A 7,965-nucleotide genomic window follows, 5' to 3' on the forward strand; every position below is an offset into this window, starting at 1 on the left:
GCTTGGGGGCACGGCCACTGCAACCATAGGCGACGACGCGTTTGACATCGGGCCGGGTGACTTCATCGGCTATCGCAAGGGGGGGCTGCCTCATTCTATCAGGAACACGGGCGAGAGCATCTTCAGGTGCATTGTCGTGGGCGAACGACTGCCGCATGACGTCTGCGATTACCCGCGGCTGGATCAACGGATCTTCCGCAACGTTGGGTTGCCTTGGATGATCGCCGCAATGTCGGATCTGACGGTGCTTGGCGGTGGTGTGGGCAAAAAGTAGAAACCAATTCGACCATCTGAGACATGGCTTCCAAACCGGTACAGGTGGCCCGGTTCACGGGTCGCCTGTTGAAATCGGCTGCACTCCGTAGGTCCGGTAGGCATCCGCCTGCAGTTCCTCTTCGCTCCGGCCGGAAAAGAATGCGTAACTGGGCGCACGGATGTCCGATCTGCGCTCGATGCGGACTGAGATCACATGGCGGATTGGAAACCTGCCCGCCGTCATTTCAACCAAGGGTGCAGCCAATGCCCGGAAGTCGGTGTGATCGGGCGGAACGACCAACGCGCGGCCCTCCAACTTCTCCCCCCGCTGAAGGAATACGTCGATCAGGCTGACACAGACGGCAGGATTGGCGCGAATGTTCCGAACGCTCCGCGCCGACGCTATGTCTGCAATGAGCAGATGATCCTCTGCAGTTTGCTTGAATATCTCCTTGGGAGAAACATTGGGTTTGTGGGAGTTGTCGACAGTTGCCAACCAGCACAGAACAGCCTTCTCGGGAAACATCGGGGACCTCTTGGATTTCGGATAAGGGTAAAGTCGTCGCGATCTTCGTGTCGAACAATAACGTTGGCTGGAGCTGCTCGAGAAGCCGCAAAGCGCGCCACCAAGATGGGCGCAACCGAGAGAGGAAAAGCGTCAGATGCACAACTCCTGTGGCCAAAGAACGCTCGGCCACTGTTGGCGAAGTCGGAACCTGCTGGCTATGAGGCGTCAAACAGGCGCCTGTGGTCGGAGTAACTCCCATGTCCTTGCGCCAACATCGCCCTGCACCAACCATGCCTGCGCAGACAGGGATTGTCGCCCGAGCGGCATTCCCGCGCGGCAATACCTACCTGCTCCTGTGTGACCGGCTTGGTCCTTTATTTGATGACGCCGTCTTTGGTGCCTTTTATCCTGCTTTGGCCAGCCCGCCTTACGCGCCATGGCGCTTGGCACTGGTCACGCTGATGCAGTTCCGCAAAGGCCTTTCCGACCGTCAAGCGGCCGACGTGGTTCGCGCGCGGATCGACTGGAAGTCCCTTTTGGCCTTGGACCTGACCGATCCCGGCTTTGACCATAGCGTATCGTGCGAGTTCCGCGCCCGCCTGCTTGACCATGAAGCCAGCGGGCGCCTGCTCACTTGCGTGCTCGACGCTGCCCGGGAGGCAGGTTTTCTGAAGACGTGCGGTCGTCAGCGTACTGACAGCACCCATGTTCTGGCTGCCAGACGCGACCTCAACCGGATCGAGCCTCTCGCCGAGACGCTGCGTGCGGCGTTGAACGCCCTCGCCCTCATAGCATCTGACTGGCTTCGGCAGGTGGCGGAGCCGGACTGGCACAAGCGCCATGATCATCGGGTCGAAGAAGGACGCCTGTCGCCTGTCGGTCCCAGACGGGACACCTGCGTGGCTCCAGGTCGGGACGGACGGCTTCCGGCTCTTGGACGCGATCGCCGCTCCGGGTGCGCCAGCCGAGGCCGCAACCCTGCCTGCGATCGGGCTGCTCCGGCGCGTTTGGAACCGGCACTTTGAACTCACGGACGATGCTTCCGGCTCGGGCGCGCCGCCAAAGGTCCGTCTGCGGGCGGTGCAGGGACGCGGCCCCGGCGACCGGATCGAGTCTCCCTACGATGCCGAGGCCCGCTTCCGCGCCAAGAGCGGCACCGCGTGGACCGGTTACATGGTCCATCTCACCGAAACCTGCGATGCCAATGCACCGCATCTGGTATTGCACGCCGGCACCACGCCCGCCAATGTCCATGAGGCCATGCGCACGGAGCCGATCCATGCCGCGCTCGCCGCCAAGGGCATGGATCCGGCCGAGCGCCTGGTGGATAATTGACTGGCCACAGGCTTCACAGGAACAAGCCATGATCCGGCATATCGCACTCATCAAGTTCATGCCTGTTACAGGCGATACCGAGGTTGCTGAAATCTTCTCTAAGCTGTCTTCGTTAATCGAGAGGCTCCACGGGGCGCATGGTTTTACCGGAGGGCGCTCAGGAAGTCCTGAGCAAATCGAGCGAGATACTGCACGCCTTTGTCGTCTATTTCGACAGAAACAAAGGCTGGATCACCTTTCCCAAAGTCGCCGGCAGACCGTATCAACGGCAAAATAGAGGACGAGCGTCAGGATGGCCAAAATGATCAGTGCTACGAACATCAAGTCGCTCTTCGCGCGGCCATTCGCCAAAAGCATGAGATAGCCCAAGCCTCGAGAGGCCCCACCCATTCGCCGATGATGGCTCCAGTAGGAACATAGAAGGCGGCAAGGCGCAGGCTTGATGCGAAGCCTGGCATGGCAGCCGGCACACGGATGCGCCACAGTATGCGTCCAGACGCGCCGCCCATGAGCCGGACAAGTTCCAGCCAGTTGGGCGGACTTCGCATCAACGTATAAAAAAGGCAGAGGTTACGGGAAAGTAGATGACAAGCAGCGCCATGGCGACTTTGGACCAGAGCCCATAGCCGAGCCAGAGCGTCAGGATGGGGGCTAGGGCGAAAACTGGGATGGCTTGGCTGAAGACAAGCATCGGTCGCAGCAGCGATCGTGCAAGCGGTGATGCAGCGAGCAGTATTGCTGAGGCAAAGCCGCCCGCCGCACCAAGCGCCAAGCCGAGCAGCATTTCGACGGCGGGGACAACCACATGCTCCGCGAGGAGTCCCCGGCTGATCCACAGCGCTGAAAACACTGCAAGCGGAGCGGGGAGATTGTAACGGGACGGATCGGCAAGCGCGACAAGGGCCTGCCAGACAAGCAGGCCAAGAAGCGCGACGGCGATGGTGCGGACAATAGGTGTCACCGGGTCTCCATCAGGAGGCGCAGCAAACGCCCTTGGAAGGTCAAGGTTTCGGGCGCATCGAAGAAGCGGGGCGGAGCCGAATCGGGAGGACTGATGCGTTGGATACCGTCGCGCGTCATCAACAGGACGCGATGGGCCACCCGTGCAGCTTCGGCAGCGTCGTAGGTCACATGCAGGACCGTGCGCCCCCCTAGGAGCTCGGCCGTAAGATCCTGCATCAATGCCCGCATCCGGGAATCGAGAGCGGAAAAGGGCTCGTCCAGCAGGACCACCGGCCGATCCTCCATCAAGGTTCGTGCAAGCGCCACCCGCTGACGCTGCCCTCCCGACAGCATATCTGGCCGTTTGTCGGCATGAGCCGCCATACCAACAGTTTCAGCACATCGAGTGCCCGCTTCCGCGGCAGGGTCTCCCCGCGCAGGTGCGCCCTTAGGGTAACATTGGATATGATGTCTAGCCACGGCACTAACAGATCGCTCTGCGCCAACACCTTCGCCAAGTCCTGCAAACAGACGCAGGATGCTAGACTTCCCCACCCCAGAGGGTCCGAGCAGGCAGGTCCAGCACGCGCCCGGCGCCTTGAGCGTGACCGGACTGAAGACGGTATGTCTTCGATCCGAGCGGCCCTCAAAAGGTGCAAGGACGGTGCTGTTGTCATGTAGACAGACCCATGCCCAGAAGTCAGCCTCCAGCGGCGTCGCTGTGCGGTACCGAACACAAAAGCGTGGCCAGCGCGAGCTTGTTCGAGGCGCCTCTCCCACGCGGCGAGCAACAGCCGCGTCGATCAGCGCACCTACTTCGCGGCACGTGCGCTGGTAGCTCTCCCCTATGTAGGTGGCGATCCAGTTGGAATAGGGCGTCTCGTCCACCTTTGCCGCCAGACAAGAGCCGATTTCGCCATAGGCCAGCACGCAAGGAGCAATGCCGCCATCAGGTCGAGGAAGTCGCCTGTGTGGCCAGCATCCAGCCCGTAGCGTGTATAGGCGATGGTCTGCAACGCCTCCTCGGCGCGAAGAGATCGGCCTCGGAAATTCCCTCGGTCAAGCAGGTCTTGATGTGCAGGCTCATTTCATCGTTGATCAGCGCGTGGACCGTGGCTGCGCAGGTACGCACCTCCTCAAGCGTTTCCGCCTGCGTGACGGCCAACGCCCATGCACGAGAGAAGTGAACAAGGAAGACGTAGTCCTGCACGAGGCAATTCAGGAAAGCCTCGCGTGGCAGCGTTGCATCCCGCATCCCTTCGACGAAGGCATGCCGAGTGAAATCCTGCCCAGTCTTGCCTGCGGCTTCGCGCCAGAGGGGGAAGGTTGACCGTAGCTCATTGCCGTCCCAGCTCAAGCGCCAGCTCGGAAGCGGGGCGCGTCCCTTCGACCAATCCCGCCTCCCGGAGGAAGGCCTCGAACCGCGCCTAGCAGCCCTCGTCCAGCGCCTCCGGGCGCAGAGCAAAGCGCGGGGTCGTGTCGGCCGAAGCCTTCTCGTTCAGCTCGTCCTGCAACTCGATCGACGTGGCCGAAAAGATCTCCCGGCTTTCCTGCGGATGGTTGATAATGAACTGCGTAGCCTTCTCAGTCGCGGCAAGGAAGCGGCGGATCATGCCCTTTTCCATCGTTGCGGGGTTGGCGACATAGATCAGTTCGTCATAGGCAGGAAGGCCCTCCTCTTCGAGATAGAAACACCTGCCGTCGACGCTTTCGATCTCCACCTGGTTGAACTCAAAATTTCGAAATGCTCCGATCACTGCGTCGGCCTGCTCTGACATGAGCGCCGGCGAGAGCGACCAGTTCACATTGACCAAGTCAATGTCCTCCATTGTCAGACCGTTGTTCTCGAGAATGGAGGACAGGAGGGCCTCCTCGACACCCGCGACCGAAAAGCCGACCTTCCACCCCCGCAAGTCTGCAACCTCCTTCACGGGGCGGTCCTCGAGGACCAGCAGACAGCTGGGCGGGGTCGCGACTAAAGTGCCCACGCGAACCAGTGGCATCCCTTTAGCGACCTGCAAGTGCAGCTGAGGCTGATACGAGATCGGCGCGCTCGGCGGTGGCCATCTTAGGCGGATCGGCGGGGTCGGCGGGCGCACTTACCTCAACCTCAAGGCCCTGCTGCTCGAATTAGCCCTTTTCCTGTGCGACAGTAATGGGCCCATGATCAAGGTTCACGAACCAGTCGAGCATCAGGGTCAGCTGGTCCTGCGCGGCAGCGGGCGTCGTGGTCACTAGCGCGAGTGCGGTCAGTTTGGCGTTCAAGGGGTTTCTCCGGTTGGGTCGCCGAGGGCGACAAGATAAATCTCTCCGTCCCAGACCGCTGCGGACCGCGCGGCCGCCTGCCAGGATCGCAGGACCGAGCGGCAGCAAAGCACGGCGCGATGGCCGGAACTGGGGGTGGGGCCATGTGCTCCGAAGGCCGTCACCGGAAGGCGTTGGCCTCTGGGGCGCATCAGGAGGGCCTCCTCCTCGGCCCGAAGGTCCACAAGAAAATCGGCGTTGGCGATCTCTGAAGGGGCAAGAAAGCGGGGCTGACTTGCAGGCTCGGGCGCCCCATTGAAGCAAAATGATCCGAAGCGGAAATTTCGACCGTCAAAGGTGACGAGGCGGCCACCGGGCGAAGAGTCGATGTCAGCCAGCAGCGCAATGCCCATCTGCGCCTGAAGCGCCCCCACGACGCCTACGGTCGTTCCCAGAACCCTCTCCGCCGCGCAGGAGCCTAGTCGCTGCGGCAAGTCCGGAGAGACGACCTGCGGGCTCGCCGCGCCGCCGCAAAAGGCTCCAATATAACTGTGTAGCCCAATCATAGAGGCACTGACCAGCGGCAGGCCGGCGTCGCAACAGACGTCAAAAGAACGTGGCTGACCGCAAACGCGTCGGCACAGTCCAAGACCACGTCAGCGCCCTCGCAAAGCGTGCTGGCGTTGGCAGGGTCAAGGGCCGCAACCACCCGGTCTACGCAGCTCTCGCAAATGAATGCGGCGATCTGGGCGGCGGCGGCCCCTGCCTTGGCTGTGCCGATATCGGCTATGCAGAACAGCGTCTGGCGGTGCAGGTTGAAGGCTGCCCTACGGTCGGGATCGATAAGTCTGATGCGGCCGACTCCCGCCCCTCCCAGATACTGCAGCACCGACGCTGCGAGCCCACCCGTGCCCACGACCAGCACATTTGCCGTCCGCAAGCGGATCTGTCCCCCTTGGCAAGCGCAGGCCCGGCGATCTGGCATGTATAGCGGTTCATCCGGACGCCTCGATCCATTGGCGTACCCGGGCGTCGGGATCCGCGTTTAGGGTAATGTCGGTAACAATGTCGGCTCCCGCCGCAAAGGCTCCTGCCGCCCGCTCGACGCTCATCCCGCCAATGGCGACGAGGGGCAGGTCGTCCATCAGCCGCTTCCATTTGGTACACGCTCGAGGCCCTGCTGCTCCTATCTTATCTTCTTCAGGATGGTGGGGTAGACAGGACAGAGCGCCATGTAATCAGGCGACAGCGCAAGGGCCCGATCTTGCTCTGCATGATCATGAGTGCTGATCCCCAGTCTCAGGCCCGCCCTGCGGATGGCATATGGGTCGGCTGTGTTGAGGTCCTCCTGCCCCAGATGCCAGTCGCAGCCCTCCTTGATGGCATTGCGCCAGTGGTCGTTGACCACCAGTACGGCTCCATGCGCCGTGAAAGGGCCTGCACCCGCGCCACAATCTTCGGCAGATCGGTCTCGGCAACGTCCTTTACCCGGGGATGAACCAGTTTCACGCCCAAGAGCAGGACACATTCCAGCCAGCACAGCCCATCGAAGATCGGATAAAGGCGATCGAGGCTCATTCTAGAAAAGCCCTCCCGACCACCGGCGTTGACGGCGCCGCCATGTCGTGCGGATCAATCGGATCAGCCTCATAGGCCAGGCGCCCGGCTTCGAGCGCTCGAGCAAAGCCTTCTGCCATCGCGTCCAGATCGCCCATCTTCACAACAGCCGTGTTTAGGAGCACTGCGTCGTAGCCAATTTCGATCGCCGTCGCCACTTGGCTGGGGAGGCCGAGCTGGCGTCGACACCTATCAGTACGTCGGAAAACTGTGCCCTGAGCGTGCGTAGCCCATAGATGTTGGTCACTCCCAGCCCTTTGCCAATCGGGGCTCCCCACGGCATCAGCACCCGCCAATCGGCGGACAGGAAGTGGTCCGGCACCACCACGACCTCAGTCGTACACCGAAACACTTGGCAGCCGCCTTCGGTGAGGATGCGCGACGCCTCCACTAGGCCGAACGGGTGGGGCTGGAGCGAATCGGCATGATCGATTACTTTGAGCTTGATCTAAGGCTTGTAGAAGAGTTCGCGTGCCATCTGCGCTGTCGTGACAGCCTTGCGCACTGAATAACAACCGGCAGTATCGGGCGGCACCTTTACGACGAGGTTCCCTACCAAATTCTAGAAAGCCGCGCCCGCGCATTCACCGCCGGACTCGCGGCGGACAGAAACGGTTGCAATGCCCCCCGGAGCGGCGGAACGTCTCCGCCAACGTGGCGGGTGAAGGATACTGCGCCGTCCCGAGCATCAGGCGCGAAGCACTCTCGGTTCCGTAAACCGCATCTCAACATCTCTGCCGTGGGGTAACGATCCTGATCCGGTCGCCACGAGCCAGCCTGGTTCCTCCACGCGCCGCAGCCGGCACGAAGCTTTCGTTCAAGACGGTCGCGACCTTAGCGTCGCCGTAGCAGAGCTCGTCGAAAGCCGTAGCGGGCGTCTCCGCCCGCACTTCGGTCTCCGTGCCGTTAACTATGATTTTCATCCATCAGCTCCGGTTTGCTGCCGTCGCAGGCTGTTTCTACCGCCGTCCGTGCCAACGTGGACGCCAGAAACAAGCCGTGGCGAAAGAGGCTGTTTACGTAGATCGTGTCGCCGAGCCTGCGCAGGTGGGGCAGGTTGTCGG

6 protein-coding genes and 6 pseudogenes are annotated in these 7,965 nt (G+C 61.8%); 2 read left to right on the plus strand and 10 right to left on the minus strand.

Annotated elements, in window-relative coordinates:
* The coding region (locus ACLHHB_RS07330; RefSeq protein WP_410217625.1) for a cupin domain-containing protein at nt 1-274 on the plus strand (274 nt) is incomplete at its 5' end.
* Between the two features lie 54 nt (nt 275-328).
* Here ACLHHB_RS07330 and ACLHHB_RS07335 read toward each other — a convergent pair.
* Nucleotides 329-781: a pyridoxamine 5'-phosphate oxidase family protein gene (locus tag ACLHHB_RS07335; protein ID WP_410217626.1), complete on the minus strand. Its 453-nt coding sequence runs from the start codon at nt 779-781 to the stop codon at nt 329-331.
* A 239-nt stretch (nt 782-1,020) separates the two neighbouring features.
* Between ACLHHB_RS07335 and ACLHHB_RS07340 the strand changes: the two are divergent.
* Nucleotides 1,021-2,092 (plus strand): annotated as a pseudogene (locus tag ACLHHB_RS07340) (transposase); the annotation flags it as partial.
* Nucleotides 2,093-2,329: 237 nt separating this feature from the next.
* On the opposite strand, the pseudogene ACLHHB_RS07345 reads toward ACLHHB_RS07340, so the two are convergent.
* The 9 genes and pseudogenes from ACLHHB_RS07345 to thiS all read right to left on the minus strand — a co-directional run bounded on the left by ACLHHB_RS07345 (nt 2,330) and on the right by thiS (nt 7,824).
* Nucleotides 2,330-3,059, minus strand: a pseudogene (locus ACLHHB_RS07345) (ABC transporter permease).
* On the minus strand, nt 3,056-3,595 hold the full coding sequence (locus ACLHHB_RS07350; protein ID WP_410217630.1) for an ATP-binding cassette domain-containing protein: 540 nt from the start codon (nt 3,593-3,595) through the stop codon (nt 3,056-3,058). Before ACLHHB_RS07350 ends, ACLHHB_RS07345 begins: the two are co-directional and overlap by 4 nt.
* A 138-nt stretch (nt 3,596-3,733) precedes the next feature.
* Nucleotides 3,734-4,397, minus strand: a pseudogene (locus ACLHHB_RS07355) (TenA family protein); the annotation flags it as partial.
* A pseudogene (locus tag ACLHHB_RS07360) lies at nt 4,378-5,305 on the minus strand (ABC transporter substrate-binding protein). The pseudogenes ACLHHB_RS07360 and ACLHHB_RS07355, both read right to left, overlap by 20 nt.
* Nucleotides 5,302-5,850, minus strand: coding sequence for a hypothetical protein (locus ACLHHB_RS07365; RefSeq protein WP_410217627.1), 549 nt, complete (start codon nt 5,848-5,850; stop codon nt 5,302-5,304). Before ACLHHB_RS07365 ends, ACLHHB_RS07360 begins: the two are co-directional and overlap by 4 nt.
* Nucleotides 5,847-6,224, minus strand: coding sequence for a HesA/MoeB/ThiF family protein (locus ACLHHB_RS07370; protein WP_410217628.1), 378 nt, complete (start codon nt 6,222-6,224; stop codon nt 5,847-5,849). Before ACLHHB_RS07370 ends, ACLHHB_RS07365 begins: the two co-directional genes overlap by 4 nt.
* A 55-nt stretch (nt 6,225-6,279) precedes the next feature.
* Nucleotides 6,280-6,862, minus strand: a pseudogene (locus tag ACLHHB_RS07375) (thiamine phosphate synthase).
* Nucleotides 6,859-7,436 (minus strand): annotated as a pseudogene (locus ACLHHB_RS07380) (thiazole synthase). Before ACLHHB_RS07380 ends, ACLHHB_RS07375 begins: the two co-directional pseudogenes overlap by 4 nt.
* Nucleotides 7,437-7,626: 190 nt before the next feature.
* The gene (gene thiS, locus ACLHHB_RS07385) at nt 7,627-7,824 is read right to left on the minus strand and encodes a sulfur carrier protein ThiS (protein WP_410217629.1); all 198 of its coding nucleotides are present in this window, start codon (nt 7,822-7,824) and stop codon (nt 7,627-7,629) included.
* Nucleotides 7,825-7,965 lie beyond the last annotated feature (141 nt).

It is taken from the genome of Paracoccus sp. (in: a-proteobacteria), from assembly GCF_046462195.1.
In the GTDB taxonomy this organism is placed as follows: Bacteria; Pseudomonadota; Alphaproteobacteria; order Rhodobacterales; family Rhodobacteraceae; genus Paracoccus.

Bases quoted from the DNA above. Each gene is read 5' to 3' on its own strand.
- ACLHHB_RS07335 (WP_410217626.1), bottom strand. From the start codon at position 781: ATGTTTCCCGAGAAGGCTGTTCTGTGCTGGTTGGCAACTGTCGACAAC.
- ACLHHB_RS07365 (WP_410217627.1), bottom strand. From the start codon at position 5,850: ATGATTGGGCTACACAGTTATATTGGAGCCTTTTGCGGCGGCGCGGCG.
- thiS (WP_410217629.1), bottom strand. From the start codon at position 7,824: ATGAAAATCATAGTTAACGGCACGGAGACCGAAGTGCGGGCGGAGACG.